The organism is Ruminococcus sp. AM42-11, assembly GCF_003480145.1.
Classification (GTDB): Bacteria; Bacillota; Clostridia; order Lachnospirales; family Lachnospiraceae; genus Blautia_A; species Blautia_A faecis.
Genome location: NZ_QUIO01000047.1, coordinates 12,870 through 32,567, shown reverse-complemented (window position 1 = coordinate 32,567; position 19,698 = coordinate 12,870). Strand labels below are relative to the sequence as shown.

Annotated in this window: 16 protein-coding genes and 1 pseudogene; 16 read left to right on the top strand and 1 reads right to left on the bottom strand. The window is 38.6% G+C overall.

The features are described from left to right. Positions 1-229 precede the first annotated feature (229 nt). Genes DW904_RS19485 through DW904_RS19475 form a run of 3 tightly spaced genes read left to right on the top strand, consistent with a single transcriptional unit; the run spans position 230 to position 2,759 of the window. On the top strand, positions 230-1,411 hold the full coding sequence (locus tag DW904_RS19485; RefSeq protein ID WP_118583800.1) for a tyrosine-type recombinase/integrase: 1,182 nt from the start codon (positions 230-232) through the stop codon (positions 1,409-1,411). Continuing rightward, positions 1,408-2,274, top strand: coding sequence for a site-specific integrase (locus DW904_RS19480; protein WP_118583798.1), 867 nt, complete (start codon positions 1,408-1,410; stop codon positions 2,272-2,274). The genes DW904_RS19485 and DW904_RS19480 overlap by 4 nt, the downstream gene beginning before the upstream one ends. 17 nt (positions 2,275-2,291) lie before the next feature. Continuing rightward, positions 2,292-2,759, top strand: a complete 468-nt coding sequence (locus DW904_RS19475) for a tyrosine-type recombinase/integrase (RefSeq protein WP_118583796.1) — start codon at positions 2,292-2,294, stop codon at positions 2,757-2,759. Between the two features lie 8 nt (positions 2,760-2,767). Here the strand turns inward: DW904_RS19475 and DW904_RS19470 are convergent, their stop codons facing one another. Then, the gene (locus tag DW904_RS19470; RefSeq protein WP_118583794.1) at positions 2,768-3,832 is read right to left on the bottom strand and encodes a site-specific integrase; all 1,065 of its coding nucleotides are present in this window, start codon (positions 3,830-3,832) and stop codon (positions 2,768-2,770) included. Between the two features lie 1,372 nt (positions 3,833-5,204). On the opposite strand from DW904_RS19470, the gene DW904_RS19465 reads away from it, so the two are divergent. The 13 genes and pseudogenes from DW904_RS19465 to DW904_RS19415 all read left to right on the top strand — a co-directional run bounded on the left by DW904_RS19465 (position 5,205) and on the right by DW904_RS19415 (position 19,309). Then, complete coding sequence (locus tag DW904_RS19465; RefSeq protein ID WP_118583792.1) at positions 5,205-5,978, top strand: Rpn family recombination-promoting nuclease/putative transposase; 774 nt, start codon at positions 5,205-5,207, stop codon at positions 5,976-5,978. 176 nt (positions 5,979-6,154) lie between these two features. Beyond that, positions 6,155-6,460, top strand: coding sequence for an MBL fold metallo-hydrolase (locus DW904_RS19460; RefSeq protein WP_147422351.1), 306 nt, complete (start codon positions 6,155-6,157; stop codon positions 6,458-6,460). Next, positions 6,454-7,362, top strand: coding sequence for a hypothetical protein (locus DW904_RS19455; protein ID WP_118583788.1), 909 nt, complete (start codon positions 6,454-6,456; stop codon positions 7,360-7,362). Before DW904_RS19460 ends, DW904_RS19455 begins: the two co-directional genes overlap by 7 nt. Next, positions 7,346-10,906: a hypothetical protein gene (locus tag DW904_RS19450; RefSeq protein ID WP_118583786.1), complete on the top strand. Its 3,561-nt coding sequence runs from the start codon at positions 7,346-7,348 to the stop codon at positions 10,904-10,906. Before DW904_RS19455 ends, DW904_RS19450 begins: the two co-directional genes overlap by 17 nt. A 252-nt stretch (positions 10,907-11,158) precedes the next feature. Further along, the gene (locus DW904_RS24275; RefSeq protein WP_243110500.1) at positions 11,159-11,446 is read left to right on the top strand and encodes a transposase; all 288 of its coding nucleotides are present in this window, start codon (positions 11,159-11,161) and stop codon (positions 11,444-11,446) included. Between the two features lie 64 nt (positions 11,447-11,510). Beyond that, positions 11,511-12,311 (top strand): annotated as a pseudogene (locus tag DW904_RS19445) (IS3 family transposase); the annotation flags it as partial. A 142-nt stretch (positions 12,312-12,453) separates the two neighbouring features. Next, complete coding sequence (locus DW904_RS19440; protein WP_118583784.1) at positions 12,454-12,846, top strand: hypothetical protein; 393 nt, start codon at positions 12,454-12,456, stop codon at positions 12,844-12,846. Positions 12,847-12,892: 46 nt separating this feature from the next. Then, complete coding sequence (locus DW904_RS19435) at positions 12,893-13,396, top strand: hypothetical protein (RefSeq protein ID WP_147422350.1); 504 nt, start codon at positions 12,893-12,895, stop codon at positions 13,394-13,396. 169 nt (positions 13,397-13,565) lie between these two features. Next, positions 13,566-14,528, top strand: a complete 963-nt coding sequence (locus DW904_RS19430; protein ID WP_118583780.1) for a WYL domain-containing protein — start codon at positions 13,566-13,568, stop codon at positions 14,526-14,528. Continuing rightward, positions 14,528-14,674 carry a hypothetical protein gene (locus DW904_RS23100; protein ID WP_202187782.1) on the top strand — a complete coding sequence of 49 codons (147 nt, stop codon included), beginning with the start codon at positions 14,528-14,530 and terminating at the stop codon, positions 14,672-14,674. Before DW904_RS19430 ends, DW904_RS23100 begins: the two co-directional genes overlap by 1 nt. 5 nt (positions 14,675-14,679) lie before the next feature. Then, positions 14,680-16,284, top strand: a complete 1,605-nt coding sequence (locus DW904_RS19425) for a hypothetical protein (RefSeq protein ID WP_118583778.1) — start codon at positions 14,680-14,682, stop codon at positions 16,282-16,284. Between the two features lie 20 nt (positions 16,285-16,304). Beyond that, positions 16,305-17,936, top strand: coding sequence for a hypothetical protein (locus tag DW904_RS19420; protein WP_118583776.1), 1,632 nt, complete (start codon positions 16,305-16,307; stop codon positions 17,934-17,936). 95 nt (positions 17,937-18,031) lie between these two features. After that, on the top strand, positions 18,032-19,309 hold the full coding sequence (locus DW904_RS19415; RefSeq protein ID WP_118583774.1) for an IS110 family transposase: 1,278 nt from the start codon (positions 18,032-18,034) through the stop codon (positions 19,307-19,309). Positions 19,310-19,698 lie beyond the last annotated feature (389 nt).

The window sequence follows — 19,698 nt, the reverse complement described above, 5'->3', positions numbered from 1 at the left end:
TCATTTTGGCAATCACTTGATCCTGTGTAAGCTTTCGGCTATACCGTATTTTCTGTATGTTCCCGCCAATGTTCATATCCGGTCTGAGTTTCTGCATGATATTCCCTACCTTCATCAATAATTCGTTATTAAGAAACTTTTGTATTGATAATAGCCGAGAAACTTCATATAATGTTTCGTGATAAAGAAATATTTCATGTAAAAAAATCACAAAGGAGAAAATGAATCAATGCAAAAACAAACCAAAACCCCCGTCTTCCAAAACAGTGACGGCACCTGGGGACACCTTACCAAAACCGTAAATCCACTTATCTACACCATCGAGTATGGCCGTCATACCGGGTTTTCATCCCGGGAAGAAGCAGAAGAGAGTTACAAGCGTTCCCTGGCTTCTTACCAGGACCAGCTGTCTAAACTGAAAAAAGAGCGGGATATGCCTTTTACCTTTTCGGAATATCTGGATTACTGGCTGAATGATGTGTGTGCTCAGGGTTCTAATGGCAGCCGTACACTGGTTCAAAAGCAATGGACCATAAACCTGATTATCCAGCCTCATCTGCATAAGGATATTCTTTTGGGATGTGTCACTCCCGATTACCTCAATAAGGTTCTGGAATCCTGCCAGGCTTACTGCTGCAACGGAGGCTATTATGCATATAAGCTGCTGCATAGTGCTTTGAAACACGCCCGCGTAAACAACTGTCTTCCGGATATAGATTTCCAGCAGATCCGGCACTATCCGGAGCCTCCCGGAAATCCGGTTTTCTATACCCCGAAACAGCTTCGCACATTCCTGACTGCCGCTTCCAATTCCAACCATTACCTGGAGATTCAACTGGCTCTTTTCTGTGGCCTGACACCCGGGGAAATCCTCGGACTGAAGTATTCGGATTTCAAGCAACAGGAACAGATCATCACAATCCAGAGGATCTGTTCCTTGAACGATTCCGGGAAGAACTGCCAGTTAAAAAAACTGGAAGGGACCAAACAGAACCGAAGCTTAAAAATTCCTTTTTTTCTATTTCCAGAACTTTCTACCAGACGAAAAGAAAACCGGAAACTCCTGGCAAGATATCCTTCTGCTACAGAATATAAATCTTATCTTTGCCTCGGTCCCATCGCAAAGATAAAATCTACTGTTACATTAGGAGCCGCTTTAAAAACGATCACCACAGAAACGGGGCTTCCAAGACTGAACATGCGTGATCTGAGATATATGTTCGCCCGTTTTCTTCTCGAACAGAATTTTTCCCTTGAAACAGTCTCTGGTATCCTTGGCCACACAAAACAAACGACAACACTGGCATTTTGCAACAGGATTCCATGTACAGATCCTGAAGTTGGTGCTGTCGTTGCAGGTTCCCTGGATCCGGTCCTTGGCGCTGGAAAAAAGGAGGGAAAAAACCTGTGAAAAAGAATGAGCCCTATCCCCAGATGCCGGTAAAGGAAACCTTCTTTTATGGCAGGCTCATCTCCGGGAAATCCCTTGGTGATGTTATATACATAAAAGCCAGACGAAAATACTGTTTCCGTCTTTTACTTGTTTTTGAGTCCGGCGATGTGAAGATGGTACAGCGGGCCGCCTCTTCCAACAAACAGCTGGCCCGCCAGGAAAGGGATGAGGCCCTCATGGAAATCGCAAACGGCAGTTTCATCCCTTTTTCTTATACCGTGAAAGAGTTTTATGATTTCTGGTTTTACCATCATATGCTCGGTCAAAAAAGGATCACTTATAATACCTACAACGCTTACCGGAATATCATAGAAAACTATCTGCTTCCTAAACTCGGCCATAAAAAGCTGGATGCGCTGCAGAGAAGAGACCTGGTAAAGGCATTGTCTGGTATTCCCCATCCGGGAGTATTAAGAACTGCGGCGGGTGTCGTCACGGCTTCCCTTTGCTATGCGCGGAAACACAACTATCTTTCCAGAGATATCTATACCGGGATCTCTTCCGAAGTAAAACAGCCATGCCAGAAGAAAAAAGTGGATACCCGGCAGCAGGTTTATACCGTGGAACAAGCTGCCCATCTTTTATATCTGTGTAAACAGCAGGAACCCATGATTTATCTGCCCATGCTCCTTGCCGTCACTGCCGGCCTGCGGATTTCTGAGATCACCGGACTCCGGTACAGCGATATTGATTTCCTTGGCAAGAAACTTTTTGTGGAACGCCAGCTTGGAAAGGACCTGTACATGGAAAAACAGCAGGAAAACAGGCCGGTACTGTGCAGTGAACTCCCACTGAAAACAAAAACAACAAAAGGGCAGTAGTACTAGCTGATTTTGTCCTGGATGAGATCCTCCTGGAACGGCAGCGCTACGAAAAACGCAAAGCTTCTGATCCAGAGTTCCTGGATCTGGGCTACATCTGCTGTCATGAAAACGGGCAGTGCCATAACCGTAGTTTTTATATCAAGTCTTACAACCGCCTGATGGAACAGAGCGGGATCTCCCGGCTGCCCTGGAGAAAATTCCGGAATACCTATGCCACAGTCCTCGCACAGTACCAGGTCAACATGAAAACGATCTCTAAATGTCTTGGACATTACAGCCCGGATTTTACCAGCAGGATCTATGTAGCCTCCCAGAAACAGGAAACCTATGACATCTCAAAGATAATCGAAGAGTATGTGTTGGCCCATCATCTTTTATCGAAGGAACAGGGCTGCGTGGAACCGAAAAGGCAGTGCAATGTGGAACAGAAACCCTACCAGCTTCCCGATACTCATGCTTATTGGAATTATTTTTATGATTAAAATCAGCTTTACATTTTATAATAAAATATCTCAGGAAACGGAACGTTTACAGTTAAAGTCTCTCCCTGGATATCCGCGATCTGCTGGCAGAGGTTCAGCATCCGGTAAGGATTTGCATATCCGAAAAGTTCCATGATCTTTTTAAACTGTTTTTCCTTTTTGATAAGATCTGCGAGATACATATATCTCAGATCTCCAAGGGAGATGCGGGGCAGGCCATAGGACTGTGTGATCTTTTTCAGTCTGGTATTCAGTGTGGGAAGCGTCTTGACTTTTCCATATGGACCAAGGCACAGGGCGCCTTCTTCGGCCAGTCCGGGATATCTCAGAAGAATGCCCTCATTCAGATATCTCCGGTTCCCGATCTCATCAAATAAAAATTCCGGAACAGGCACAGTACGGTAATTACTGTCTGAACGGAGCTTTCTGCCACTGTATTTGAGACTCTGACTATTATCACCCCCATTCCTGTCAGCAGACACATAATTCCGTGCATGCAGCCCGCAGATCGTTACCGTGCCTGTCTCCGGATCGAAGCTGTCATATTTAAGTCCAAGGATTTCCCCTGGTTTCAGCCCGCAGTAAAGCGCCAGGGCATATTCCAGATAGTGGGAGGTGTTGTCTTTCTTTGCAGCTGATAATAAGCAGGTAAGCTGTTCCGGTGTATAAAGGACAGGATCTTTTTCCAAAACAGAATATTTTTTTAATTGAAAGAAAAGTTCATAATCTCCGGTATCTGGTTCAAAACTATCCTTTATAAAAACACGCAGAAAACGGTATGCCGAAGCAGCCATATTTTCATTTTTTCGGTCGATACGTGCCAAAAGAGCATTCAGATATTCTGCATCGATATCGTCAACCGCCCGCTCCTTATCCGGAAGGTTGGGTTCAATGACATTGAAGATCATCCAGTGGTAGTAAGCATCCGTACTGCTGCTGGTTGAATTCGGAAGGTATTCGTTCTGGTACCAGCTCTCCAGGTAATTGACAAAAGTAGTTGCAGCATTTTCGTTCCTTTTCTCTTTTTTCATTGTTGTGGCTGTAACAGCCATTTCTTTTGATTCTTTTCTCATTCTTTTTTCCTTTCTGCCATCATTGGCTAAGCATTTAACTATATTTCAGTTATATATTGTCCGATTTTCGCTCAGAATCCGATCTTTTATGAAAATTTTTGATAAAATTTCAAATAAATGACATATTAATCCTGTAAGGTGGATGTCCATACAAAGAAATATATTTATAGAATACTTACACATTTAATATGTAATATTTTTAAGAATGGTTATTTAAGAAAGGTTTTTCCAAGAAAGCAGATAACCACAAAGAAACAAGTACCCCGACATTTTTTGACAGAAACAAAAAAATATGACATATTAGTATTGAAAAAAAGAATCCTGTAAAAAAAGGAGGGACAGCAGACAATTTTCACCATTTCCACAAAAGCACACGATTTCTCTTGAATTTCTGAAATGACCTGTATTATAATAGGATAATTAACGGTATATACCACTGCCGGTACCGCAGTGACCAAATGCCGTTTTCGGGGTAAAAATAGGTTCAAAAATGAGCATTATTTTTCCCACTTATTCAGAAAAAAAGTCACTATCCAAATCTAAACAGAAGAAGTTCTGTATTTGGCAAATAGTGACAAATCGTGAAAGGAAAAGAATGAGAAAATTAGCACTTAGTGACGAAATATTACTTAGTGTTGACAAAGCAGCCCGCTACATCGGCGGGGAGGTCAACTCTGTGATGAAAAATTTAGACGGGATAGATGTCCGTGTGGCGTTTTGTTTTCCGGATGTCTAGGACACGATTTTTTTACCTACTACCTTTTAAAATCACTTAGTACTATTTGATGTTATTTCCTACCTTTTTATCTGTATCATTTTGTATTATTTTGTGTTATTTAAGCTTAAAAGGGATTCAATAACACAAAATAAGCCTTTGACAAAAGGCCATTTTTGACCACCTTTTGCAATCGATTTTCCGTTTCAGACTTCGTATCATGCCTCTTTTATGTGACAAAAATTGATATTTCTGTAAAAGACAGGTTTTTATGCAATCTGTCAGTTATCTAATAATACTTATTGTGGTTGCAGTTCGCTTTCCAGACGGCTATTGCTGGTATTTTCCTTATAGTGTTATGGAATGACATATTGTGTTACATGGTGCTATTTGATTGCAAATAACGCAAAATAGTATTTATACGAGAAAGTGTTACTAAAATTTATTTTCTATTACATCTGTTCACTCATCATAAAAAGTATCTTGTAAAGGAATTCCATTAATGTTAAGATAGAATTAGATAAAAACACTTTCACATTCATCAATCGAAAATGTCAGGAGGTGATTGCTGTAAATGGCTGATGAAAACACCCTATTAAACAGTGATTTAGAGTCACGCTACGAAAAATACAAAGGCATTATTAAGAATTTACACTCATGAGTGATATATTTATGCGAAACGTGTTCAAGAAAAGAGAATGTCTGGAATATGTTCTGCAGGTCATTATGGAGAAACAGGATTTACACGTGATTGATCAGGTAATCCAAAAAGATTATAAAAATTTGCAGGGACGCTCCGCAGTAATGGACTGCGTTGCCAGGGATTCCACAGGCAAACAATTTGATGTGGAAATCCAGCAGGATAATGAAGGAGCTTCCCCAAAAAGAGCCCGGTACCATAGTGGACTGATGGATATGAATACCTTAAATCCCGGACAGGATTTTGAGGAACTGCCGGAAAGCTATGTAATTTTTATTACTCGGGACGATATTCTTGGATATGGACTTCCCATTTACCACATTGACCGGCAAATCAAAGAATTAAATGAAGCTTTTCAAGATGAAGCACATATCATATATGTAAATTCCAGGAAACAGGATGATACAGAACTTGGAAAGCTGATGCATGATTTACACTGTAAAAAGGCAGATGAGATGCACAGTCCAATTCTTGCAAAACGAGTATATGAATTGAAGGAGACACAGAAAGGGGTGGAACTTATGTGCCATGAAATGGAGAAAATCTATAGTGAGGGAATGGAAAGCGGAGAGAAACGTGGTATAGAAATGGGCGAGTTAAAAGCCAAAAAAGAAACCATCCTTTCGCTGGCTGAAATGGGAATCCCAGTTAACAAAATTGCGAAAGCCGTAAATCTCAGCGAAAAAGATGTCCAGAAATGGATTGATGAGAATTTGTGTGTAGCAAAATAAATGAGGAACTATTACAAAAGGGCAGGTCTGTTTAGACTTGCCCTTTTCAAAAGAAATACGCTTTTTTCCAAAATCTTTACAAGGTGGGAAACTATGCAGATGCAGGGGATTTTAAACGGAGATGACTCTGCATAAATAAGAAGATTCAGGTAATGCAGCATTATGGACGCTAAATTTTGGAAAAAAGAACTTACTTAAGAATAACAAAACTTCTGTTTGCAGAAAGTAGAAATGGATGTGGTAAAGCAATGAAAATAAATGATATTTGTATACAAATGCTACCAGCCGGATCGGGAGATTGTATCTATATAGAATTTACAAATGCAAATTTTCGAATGTTAATTGATGGTGGCTACGTAAAAACTTATCAAGATTTTTTAAAGAACTTTCTAATAAAATTGAAAAAAGATGGAAAACGTTTAAATTTGGTTATTGTCACCCATGTAGATGATGACCATATTAATGGCATTAAGCATTGCTAAGAGAGAATGGAACTTCTGAGAATCCAAATATTATTGGGATTAATGAAATCTGGTTTAATGGATTGAAGCAGTGTATTGCCAACCGTAAAATGGAACAGAAGATGGACCTACAAACAGAAATTGTTTTAGAAGATATGGCTCCCGAAATAATCATTATGCAAGATGAAAACAGAGAAGAAAATATAAGCTATGTTTCGGGAAGTGATTTAACAGAATTGATACAATCAGGTAAGTATGCTTGGAATTTCTCTGTTGAAAATGGAATGGTAACGAATAATCAGGTAGTTAAATTTGGAGATGTTAAAATTATGATATTGAATCCAAAACCTGAAATTCTGACACGAATGGGAGAATCCTGGATTAAAGAATTAAAAGATAAGTTAAGAAAAGTAGACGTTTCTCAAAATAAATTATATGATGCTGCTTTTGAGGGATTTTATTTGAATGAAGAACCAGATTTGGATGTATATGAAGAGAATATTTCTTACACAGATGCAGAAGAGGATTGGACTAAACAATACATAGAAAATAGAAAAAAAGAAGAAGTTGACCCTAAGTTAACCAATTGTTCTTCTATCGCATTTTTGATTGAGTATAAAGGCTTAGAATTGCTTTTTCCAGGTGACTGTCCAATCCAATACTTTGAGGACAAATTACCAGATGAAATAGAAGTAATAAAACTTCCTCATCACGGATCCGCCAAAAATATATCTGTGGAATTTATAAAAAATAAAAAAGTGAAGTATTATTTGTTATCAACAGATGGAACCAAACATAATCATCCGGCCAAATCCGTAATTGGAAATATAATAGCAAATTCAGCTCTCACTGCAAAATTAATTAAAAATTATGAAATCAAGTGGCTTAAAGGAGTCGGAAGCGTTGATGAAAGCTATAAGTAATGACTGTTTAAATCAACATATTGGCATGATAAGAAGTACTGCTGGAAAAGGTAATGTATTATTTCTTGATGGAAATATTGCAGTCACAGTACAACATTGCATTTATGACAAAAAAACAAATACTTGGATGCAAAATGTTCGCTTAATTTGGAATGATAACAAAGGGAATCTAAAAGAAATACCAGCTCTGGTGGATCCAGAATTTGATAAAGATAAAGATAAACTGGTTTTTCTTTACCTAGATGAAAAGATTGAACTTGCCCCAATCTGTTTATTTGAAAAGAATATAAAATTTCAAGAACAATTGACAATGATAGGATATAGCAAAAGCTATAAGGAAAAAGTTGGATTGGATATAATATCTATCGGTTTTCATTCCGAGTCTGTGGATAAAGAGCTTATCTTAGAAATGAAATCACGAGCCAAAAGTTATCAAGGTTTTTCTGGAAGTGTAATAGTTGATCAAGGAAATTCAATTGTAGGCTTTATAATAAGTCAGCAAATGGAAAAAGATACAGCAATTGCCTTATATGGTATAACAGTTAAAAGCCAACTTTCTCTTTTAGAAAAACATAATATCACAGTTATTTCCGAAAAATTGTACGGTCAAACAGAACCAGAAGACATCCGAGTTGATATAAACCCCAATACATATTACAGAAATAAACAATGGAAATCCAGTAATGATTCCGAAACAGAAAATGCGGAATCAGAAACAGAGAATAAAAAACATTATGAAAACGCTAGAAATGTACAAGAAGAATTTATCTGGGATATTAAATATACCAGTATAGACGGCATAGCAGGAGAGCCTAAGACTCAAAGAAAAGAAAGAATCGCATTAACTACACAATGGAAAGAAGAATTTATGCAATATCCCGGATGGCTGGTAATTCCTGCAGATATACGGGAAAAAGTGAAAACCTATACAAATAGAAAAGACCTTTTATATTGTAACGTCATCGATTTAAAAAATGATAGTATTTATGCTGCTGAACTCTTGGATTTTGCCTATGAATATACAAATCGTTATCAAAAAGCATGTCTTCCCTGGGATAAAAATATGAAAAAAGATATTTATAATATATGGAGTGTGAAAAAAGAGAGACATATATCAGATCCAGAGCGAAATCCAAAATGGTTTACAATCGGATTATTCCTGTTGGAACAATACAGGCAAAACGGAAATGAAGAAAAGTGGCAGGAAATCTATAAAGAACTCTGTAATTCTAAAATAGATAGGCCAGATGGAAAAGATTATTTGAACTTTGAAGATATTCTCCATGATTTTAATAACATGGAATTGGAAAAAGTTGCGCTAAAATTAGCATTGTATTCCCTGGAAGGAAAGCCATATGATATTTGTTTAAGAGTTATCGGGATACAGGTAGAAATGGGACACTATGAAGAAGCATTGAAAAAAATTGACCACCTAATCCAATGCATTCAAAAAGAAAGAAAGGAATTATCAGAAGAAGCTAGTCAAAAAAGAGTATATTTGTATTGTATTCTGACCTGTACGTTATATGTAAAGGCTTATGTATTGCAAGAAAAAGATCCCTTTGAGGAATCAGTTCGAAAAAAATGCCAGGGAATATACCAGGAAATATCTGATTATAAAAAATACTATAATTTGGAGAAGGAAAAAGAGCTTTTCAAGAACGGAGTTCTAATTTGGCTAAAAAAAGAAATACCAGATCCAAAGTTTGATTTAAACCGTGAATCTATTACACTGATTCAGTCAGATAATCAATGTTGGGAAACTTACACCGTTTTCAAAAGCATGGAGTACTGTGGATTTCCAGTTCCATTACAACATACAAAATTGTTTCAGAATTATTTGGAATTTCTGATCAAGAGTATTATGAAGGATCATCCGAAGTATAGCTGGCAATTACTTCTTCGTTTTGGAAAAGCTGACACCGTTCATAAATGTCTGACAAGACAAACAATTGAATCCTGGGACCGAAAAGAAATGGATGAATTTTATCAGTACATATGTAATGCAATAACCAATAACCTCGAAGAGATTAAAAAATGCAATTTTTATTATGATAAAAACATCTATACTTCCTTTATCGTGGCGGGATTTCCCATTTTAGAAAAATTATCAGTTGTATTAGAGCCTTTACAGCAGGAAAAATTGATTTCTCTGATGGTTCTGCTAATAAATAAAGAAGTGGTAAAAGACGGTCGTTTATTAAATCCATTTATTTCCTGCATCATGCGTCAGACTAATGATGATGTGAAACGTAAGAGACTAAATGAACTATTAAGCTGTTCTTTAAAAAAAAGGAACAAAGATTCCCTCGCAGAACAGTTAGATCCCTTTGATGTATTTACAGAGTATGAATTATCCAAAAATCTGTATGAAAAATCTTATATAGGACCCCAATTTATAAAAAATATTTTTCAAAATGCGCAACAGCCTGATACTGACCGTACCTCCATATTAGCCAGAATGGGGCAACTGTTCGAATGGAAAAAATTGTCAGAAAACCAGGAAAAAGAATTTGGCGATCTACTCTGGAAGGAATTGGATTCAGAAACGCAGTTACCGAACATGAAACAATACTATGTGTTTACGTTTATGAAATGGCCCCATCCTGCACAAATTGATCCTCTTACAAGAATCAAAAACTATTTCATAAATGATCATGTAGTAGAAACTTGTAAAAATGAATTAAAAGGTGGAAATTTATCGGAAATTTCTTATTGGAAGCAATTGGAAATCTGGAATCGATATTATGTAGATTGCTGGACAAAAGAGGAAAAAGAATGGTTCTTAGAACTTTTCATTTCCTGTAGTTCTTATTTACTGGGTTATTGGAAAAATATTCGATATGATTTTCAAATTGACTTATCAAAATGGCAACTAAAAATGATGATTTGTGCCATTACTTCTTTTGGGAGAAATGGCTGGAAAAATATTGAAGAAAAATTTGCACAAAAGCTGTTAAAACTATTAAAAGCTTTTGAAAAAGACGGAATTTATACGTGGGAAGTGGAGGCAGTTTTTCTTGCAGAAGAAACAGTTCCTAAATTTTTGGAGAAAATGCTAGAGATTATGTATGAAATGGATTCAAATATGGTATATTCTGCTACAATGGCTACTGGAAGATGCCTGGAAACAATAACAGAAGAACGAATTATCAATAAAACATTATTGGAATTGTTTAAGCTCGCAAAATGCCATAAAGAGCCAGGATTAGAGGATTTTCTAATCCTTTTACATAATCTGTTTTATCGAAGAGAAAAAAAATTCTCTTCTAAAGTTATGGGAAATATTGGAACTGTTCTTAGACTTTTAGAAAATTATACAAATGCAAATTCCAGAACTGCAGAACAACTGGATATAAGAGAGCGCATCAAAATAAGAAAACAATGTGCCAGCCTTGCTTTCCTGGTATATCTTTATGAAAACAAATTTTGTAAAGGAAAGCATAGCATAGAAGTAACCAATTGGAAAAATATATGCATTGGTGAAAATGCAGAACGAGAATTTGTGGAAGTAAAAAATAGCTGGCTGCTTCCAGAAGAGTAAAAATGTCGCTTGATAAGCGACTTCAAAAGCGAAAAAATATGTTATTCTTTGAATAAAATAAGAGCTTAACATAAATTGAATTGTGGCAAAGATATAAAATGGGCGGTGTCAGTATGGCAGATCAGAAATTAATTAACGAAGTAGGAAAATACATAGACAAATTATAATGGTATCGTAATTTAAGACACTTCAAGAGACATTTCTTAATGAATCTGATATACTGTAAGCACTACAGAAAGAAGGATCATTATTATGTCTCGAACAAGAAGAAATTTCTCCGCCAAATTCAAATCAGAATTAGTGGTTGAACTGCTCAAAGGAGAAAAAGACTTAAATACAATTGCAAGCGAAAACAATATTCAGCCAAATCTTCTCCGCAACTGGAAGAAGGAATTCCTCGATAAAGCATCCGTGGTTTTTGATGACACACGAGAGGATAATCTGAAAGAAAAACTCGCTTTAGAGCGCAAGGAAAAAGCTGAATATGCGAAAAAAGTTGGCCAGCTCACCATGCAGGTGGATTGGTTGAAAAAAATATGAAGAAACACTTGGACCTGACTACGAGAGTAAATTTAGTCCAAAACCTTTTGAAAAAGAACTTCCAGTTAAAACAGGAGCTACGCTTCTTGATATCAATCGTACCAGTGTTTATTACAAGGGCACGCCCATATCTCAGGAGGAGTTAGATTGCAAATCGATCATAGATCGATTACACACGGATAACCCGGCCTGGGGAGCACAACAACTGTCTGCTCAACTGAAGAAACGAGGGCACCAGGTTGGCCGCCGGAAAACGCGCCGTTATATGAATGAAATGGGGATTGATCCAATCTATCCAAAAATGAACCTTTCTAAACGTATGCAACAGGCTAAAGTCTGCCCGTATCTGCTACGTAACGCCGTTATCGACCGTCCTAATCAGGCATGGTCAATCGACATCACATATATCGCCATTAAACATGGATTTTTATATTTAGCAGCTGTGATTGACTGGTACAGCCGCTGTATCGTTGGATGGGAAGTCGATGATACTCTGGATACCAGAATGGTCATGACTGCGCTAAAGAAGGCGTTTATGGTAGCAAAACCTGTTATCCTGAATTCGGATCAGGGCTGTCAGTTTACAAGCAATGAGTACATGAATTTTCTCAAAGAGAACCAGATCTGTCAAAGCATGGATGGTAAAAGCCGCTGGGCTGACAATATCATGATTGAACGATGGTTCCGGAGCTTCAAGTACGAGGAAGCATATCTGACCCAATATAACAATATCAGAGAAGCACAGAAGACAATCGGTAAATATGTGCACACTTACAACTTTGAACGTTGTCATTCTGCACTCAATAATCAGACACCGGCATCCTGCTATTATCCGATCCTGTTACTGGATGATCATGCAGCCTAAGGGGGATTTTCTCCCCCTACCCAGTTACATATATCAGTTCATTATAAAAAGCTTAGATTTTTGTCTTGACAACTGAACCACTATAGTGTTGTTCAGCAGGGCTACAAGTGTTTTCCTGTGGCCCTTTTTTAGGAGAAAGGTTATGCGAAAAAAATCCCTCTTTTTTTTCTATTATTTTTTTATGCTCTTTCGATGTACTGCTGGTGAAGTGGATGCTGACGAATGGATTATTGATAAATTCAGCAGTTTTTCTGACATAAAGGATTATTGTTCCAGCCTGGATGATATTGTAACTTTGTATCTATCTTCCGGCATAGATCAGGACGCTTATATGTCGTATTTAAACCAGCTTGATCAGAAGCTGACTAAATTAGAGGATTCTATAGAAAAAAAGGAAATAAAACCTGGAACGTTCACTGAAAATACAATGGCTGCAAAAGAAGCATATGATGATATCTGGAACAGTCTGCGAATATTGATGAATACTTTAAAATCTGACCAAACTGTTATAGAGAATAAAGATGCGTTCCGATAAAGTGTATATCCTCAAAGAAGGACGCAGTATTGGAGAGTTCTGCAATATGGCCTTAGATAAATATGTGAAAGACATTAAAACGGATAACGGGGTTCTTGTTTTCTTTGAAAGAAACAAGGCTCTTAATACCAAAGATGATCTTGACGGTTACGAATTTATCACACCGGTCGATATGGACGGAATTGATCTTATTGAGATCAAAGTCTATGAAAAGAAAGATGAAGATGGTGAGGTTGCAGGCGTATATGCCGATACCTTCGAAAATCATTACGGAAACGTAAGAGCTATCTCAAAAGTTCACGGCAGCGAGCAGGTAATGGTTGTCACTGACAGCGGGATCCATATTTTGGGACGCCGTCACATGGCCATTGGACAGGATGTCCTAGATGCGGTAGAGAAGTATCCGATCCTCTGCAGGTTTACTGCTGCAAAAGATTCTCATCGCCATGACACATTCGTGCTTGCAAACAGCAGCTACGAGAGTGTAACGATCAGGGTAAAAAGAGTTGGAGGCCCGGTAGGTTACGTGACCGAAATCTCAAAGAACTGATTCATGACAAAGGCTATATTTTAAATATTAAGGACTGGGAAACCGGTCCTTTTCTTTTTGGTTTTTATAAATTTCTATAAATAAAAAGTTACATATTTTTATAACATCGTCATACATATGGCGTTGCCGCATGGTATAATATGTCCATAAAGCTGAAGGGAAGAATGTTATGGATAAAATCATGCGGCTCCTGCTGCTGTATTCGAAACTTGCCTCAGGAGAACTGATCAATAAAACTCTTTTCTGTTTTGAAAACGAATGCTCTCCACGCACTTTTGACCGGGATATTGAAGTAATCCGTACATATTTAAGTGAAAGTTTCAGTTTCACGGAATTAAAATATGACCGGCAGCAGAACTGTTATTTTATCGGCGGGACAAGGCGGGAACTTCTGGAACCAATGGAATATCTTTTCCTGGAACAGCTGTTGCAGGATTTGTCTGTCTTAAGGAAAGATGAATTTGAAATCCTGCTTGGGCATCTGCTGGAAAACACAGAAAGCGGCAAAAAGCTGAAACTGGAAAAAGAATCCGTCTGTAAAACATACCGTCCACCTATACATAATAAGGCCCTGCTGAAAATGCACGGAGACCTCGTCCGCATGATCCGGGAGAAAAAGTGTATTGGAATCCGGTATGAGGAAAACGATGGAAGAGAGACATACTGCGAATTGATTCCCTGTAATGTAACCTTTCATTATGGATCCATATATCTGACCGGACTATGTATGGATACTGACGAACTGGTTTTATCCAGTTACCCGTTAGACCAGATAATTTCTTTTGAGGTCCTTAAGATGCAGGATGAACAGGAACAGAATCTGGTAAAGGACTACCAGGTCCACTATGCCGGCAGTATCTGCCAGATGCCCGGAAGCTCATTTATTGAAATAAAGATCCAATGCACCGATGATTTTTACCAGTCTGTACTGGACCAGTTCCCAGATGCGGAGCTGGTTCAGAAAGACCTTATATACTGCCTTTTTAAAATTCATGCAGCAGAAGATGAATTTATAGGATGGGCATTTAGACAGCCTGTAGAGAAGCTGGTCATTCTTTCACCAGCAGCCACAGTACGCAGGGTAAAAGAACAGGCAGAGCTTTTCCTGCGAAAATATGGAGGTACGAAATAATGAGAAAACCAACCTTTCCATTGAGAATGGATGATGGAACAGAAGCCAGAAGCCTGGAAGAATTAAAAGAACATTTTTCTTTGCCGAAAGTACTCGATTACCTAAAAATGGAACGCTCGTTACATGGATGCGGGACAGGAACCTGAATGATATGGCTGACCAGGTACAGGAATTAGATCCGGAAAACAGGGATAGTATCAAACAGCTGTGCCGTATTCTTGGCTTTTCCAAGGAAGAAGCCTGCAGATTTGACCGGATTTTTCTTCTGAAGCGGTACACCACTGACAGAACCTATGAAGATGTGACTGACCGGATTGCCTTTAACCAGGATGAATTACTGGAGCTGTTAAACAAAGGGGAAAAGGAAATATATCTTTGTGGAGATAAATTTTCCATACCATTGGATCAGTCAGGCGTCAGGTATATCGGAATCAATACGCCGACAGCTGTCATTGCTTCCAGGGAAAAAGTCAACTGGAAAGAAAAAGGAATTTCATTTGTGAATACAGCTTTTGACCAGGAATACATAAATATGACAGGACAGAAGAATGCGGATGCATATAACAGTATCAGCCCAGACTACCAGCCGTCATCAAGGTTAGGCCGTTATTTTGATAATCCTGATAACAGACAGCGCCAAAAATTTTATGCACTGCTTAGAAATGAATTCCTTTCCTTTCATTTTGATCCGAATTTGTGTACTGGAAATTCCATAGATATTTTTAAATATGATAAAAATGGTGATTTTTCAGATCCTTATTATATTTATAATATTACGAAAAATATACAATGTGTTACGAAAAGTATACAAGATTCAATAAACCAAATGGTAAAACTTACCCTTAGTCTTTCTAAAGGAACAGATAATAAAAAATCTACCCCTTTTTCTTCATCTGCGAATCAAACTGCACAGGCTATTATAGACCAGGCGTTTTATAAAAAACACATACCGTTAAACCTGTCAAATTTTGATGCAGAGGATGTGGCCCTGCTGGATGAATATAAAATGAAATTCAACAAAATTATGGGTGAATATCTGGATGATGATAAAGTTGCAGAACTGGAAAAGATCATTTATAAAGAGGTTGCCATCTATAAAAAATATCCAGGCTTAAAATTATATGAAATATATAATGCAATCGGGTATTTCAGTGAATTGGGGTTGGATGAAATTGATTATGTAAAAAAATTTATTATTGAACCCTATTATGGAAAAACTACTGCAGTTCAATACAATAAAAATTTCAGTGTACGGGGCCAGAGATTTGAACTATATGTCAAAAACCTGGATAAATATTTTGGAGGAAGCAGGTGTACCTATAAAGATAAGATTCTGGAACTTTTCATAAAGCGGAAACCGGAAAATAAATGGATGGAAGCGGTATTCGGAAATGCATTCATGCAGGGATATGATTGTAAAAATCCAATGGTAAGCAATATGTGGGCTTATCCAGATATTACCGATTCAGTCGTAAAAAGCCTGGAGGGATGTAATTCCTGTTCTCTTGGTACTCCATGCAATGTCAAGGGGCACTTACTGTTCTGGATGCTTTTTCTGGCGGGAATGGACGATGAGTATACGAAAAACCTCCGTACAATTTCAGACGCTGCTTCCATGTTTATTTACGATGAAAACCAGTTAAAGGACTGGATTACAGCAGCAAAGGGAGCCTTGGAAGGAAAAGAGTTAAAAGACCTCAGTTATTCCACCATAGATGGCCGTGACTTCTTTATACGTAAAAAGACTTTTGATTAAATAAAATACGGAGGTATCAAATGATGTGGAAACTAACTTTCCCATTGAAAATGGATGATGGAACAGACGTTAGAAGCCTGGAAGAATTAAAAGAACATTTTTCTTTACCGAAAGTACTGGACTACCTAAAAAATGGAACGCTTGTCAGATGGCTGCATGACAGGAGCCTGAATGGCATGGCAGACCAGATACAGGAGTTAGATCCGGAGGATCCTGAAAGCATAAAAAGATTATGTGACATTTTGGAGGTTTCACATATTAATACAGCGGAATACATACAGAAAGAAACTCTAAAAAAGCAGAGAATCCTCCGGATGGAAAGCTGTATAAAAGATGAAAACTATAAAAACACAATTGACAAAATGGCCGAAAAAATCATCGGGCAGGTTGCGCTTGACCAGAATGAACTGTATACCCTCCTGGATAACGGCGTAAAGGAAATCTATCTGTGCGGGGATAAGTTTTCTATTCCATTATCAGCAGTCGGAGTCACCTATACCGGAATCAACAATCCGGTTGCAGTGATTGATTCCAAAGAAGAAGTTGACTGGGAAAAAAAGAGGATTACGTTAAGAAACATTGTGTTTGACCAGAAATACCTGGAAATACTGGAAGAAAAGCGCAAGGCCGAACGAATATCTAACGTAATGGTATGCATGGAAACGAAGCATCTTTATAAATTCAATGACGAAAATAACCGGTATGCAACATTCTATTCTTTCCATGACCTGGATATGCTTTACCGCAACGCTGCACAGGATGAAAAAAATATCTATTTCATGAGGGAAAAAGGAAAATACACTGGAAAGTATGAAATCGTTTCCCTGGATTTGGAAACGGGCCAGGAAGCAGCAGTATTTGACCTGGAACGAAAAGAACCCATGAAAATATTATGCATCCGTAATGGAAAACTGTTCCTCAGGGGACAGGCTCCACGAGAAGACACTTTTTTTTTCATAGATATCCATACGCACCAAAGCAGGGCCTATACGCTGGATAAAGATGTAACCAATATTTTCATAGATGAAACAGGTGAAAATGCATACTTCAGGGTGCAGCATAGCCCGAGAACCGATCAGGAGATCTACAGTTTTAACCTGGAAAGCAAAAAGAAACAGCCGATCCTGTTTGCTTATAATGTCCTTGGAATTGATATGACAAACCACTATCTGATGGTATGGGGGAAAGATACCTACAAGTCTGCTTCCGAAGAATATTATTACTACGTGTACAATACGCAGACCAGGGATCTGAAAAAATATGAAGGGGACAGCCATTTTTCCACACAGGCGTTATGGAGGGATGCAAAGACGGAATACCGTTTAGCCGTCATACAAACAAATAACCTGGATGAAAAATACCAGTTATTTGAAACTGACACAGCGACAGGCCAGGAAAAACCGTTATGTATCGTAAGCAGAAAATATAATGGGAAAGAATGCCTGGACCGGAAAATGAGGATGTGGAAAGGGTATTTGTATCTGTACTGCCGTTCCTATTCGGAAGACAGTGTCAGCGGCAGCGGAATAGGGATTGGATACGAGGTAAATAAAATACCACAATACCGGATCTGCCTTTCCAACCACAAAGTACAAAGATATAACGGGCATATTTACGAAAATACATTAGAATGGAGCATTCCTGTTAAGTAACAAATAACCGGTTTGCAAAAAATGAGTGCCACCTATAGAATAATGATTGTTAACTGGCCGGTTGACAAATCATCGTTCAAAGGAGACACCCACAAATGAATTATAAGCAGAATGAAAAAATCAATCAAGTAAAAGAATCAACTTTGGTAGTTGGAATTGATATCGGAAGTACGACACAGTATGCCAGAGCATTTGACTGGAGAGGCATTGAACTTGGGAAAGTCTTTACATTCAGCAACAGCAGAGAAGGTTTTGAAGCCTTTAAAGCATGGATGCAGCGTTTACAGGACAAGTACAGAAAGTCAGATGTTATCGTAGGTATCGAGCCGACAGGTCATTACTGGTTTGATCTTGGCGCTTATCTTGAGGATGAGGGCATCCTCCTGGTTATGGTTAACCCTTATACGGTAAAGCAGACCAAGGAACTGGATGACAACAGCCAAAGCAAGAATGACAGGAAGGATCCGAAGGTGATCGCAAAGCTGGTTACCGAGGGCCGGTATTCTGCACCGTATACACCGGATGGTGTGTATGCTGATTTAAGAATTATGGTGACCAATCGTAAGAGACTCATCAGGGAGATGACCCAGATCAAAAACAGATTTGCCAGATGGTTCGCCATATATTTCCCCGAGTACACAGATGTGTTTGGGGACTATGAAGCACAGAGCAGTATGCTGCTTCTAAAGAAAGTTTGTACTCCGGAAGCAATCGTGGAACTGGGAGCCGAGAAAATCAATCAAATCTGGCGAGATGCAAAGCTTAGGGCTGTAGGAATGAAAAGGGCAACGACCCTGTGTGAGACAGCAAAACGCAGCATTGGCTTAAAGAAAGGCTCTTCGGCTGCCCAGTATGAAATGAAGCTATTGCTCGAGGATTACGAATACAAAAAGGCACAGCTTGACGCCGTTATAGAGGAGATAGAAAAGTTGTGCAGGAAGATACCCGAAAGCGAGCAGATGCTTGCCATCAAAGGTATAGGAGTGATCACGGTAGCCGGATTTCTGGCAGAAGTGGGTGATGTGAGGCGTTTCGAATCACCCAGACAGATACAAAAGCTGGCAGGACTCTCATTACGGGAGAACAGCTCTGGAAAGCACAAAGGACAGACGACCATAAGTAAAAGAGGGCGGAGTAAGCTGCGGGCAGTACTGTTCAATGCAGCGATTCCGCTGATAGCTACGAATCCAGAGTTTAAGTCATTGCATGAGTATTACACGACAAGAGCGAACAATCCGCTCAAGAAGAAACAATCCGTGATTGCAATCAGCTGTAAGCTGATACGAGTCTTTTATGCCATCCTTGCAAATGGAGTGACCTATGATGCGCAGAAGATGCTTTCTGACATTCACAGGCAGCCACAGGCAGCATAAGAAGATCAACTGTGAGATTCAGGAGACGTCCGCCGCAAGGTGCTGAAAGAAACAGAAGAATTTCATAAACATAAAGAGCCAAGTCAGATTTTTTACCATCAGAGCAGAGACTCAGCAATGGAGCATCATGACACCCCTTTATGGATAAGCAGAACGAAGGAATTAAGGACCCTGAAGTTATAGGAGATCCCGTATGATATGGGAGGTTAGGCTGCCGTAAGGAGTTGGGGAAGAGAGGCCGATCATAGCAGAATAAGACGACGTCTTGTTTTGTGTACCCTAAACATCCGTATATCCATGATTTATGGCCAAGGGGAATGACATAGACTTAGAAGTAATCTCTATGAAAAAATGAAAATGTGAGAAAAAGCGAGTTAACAAGAGAAAAA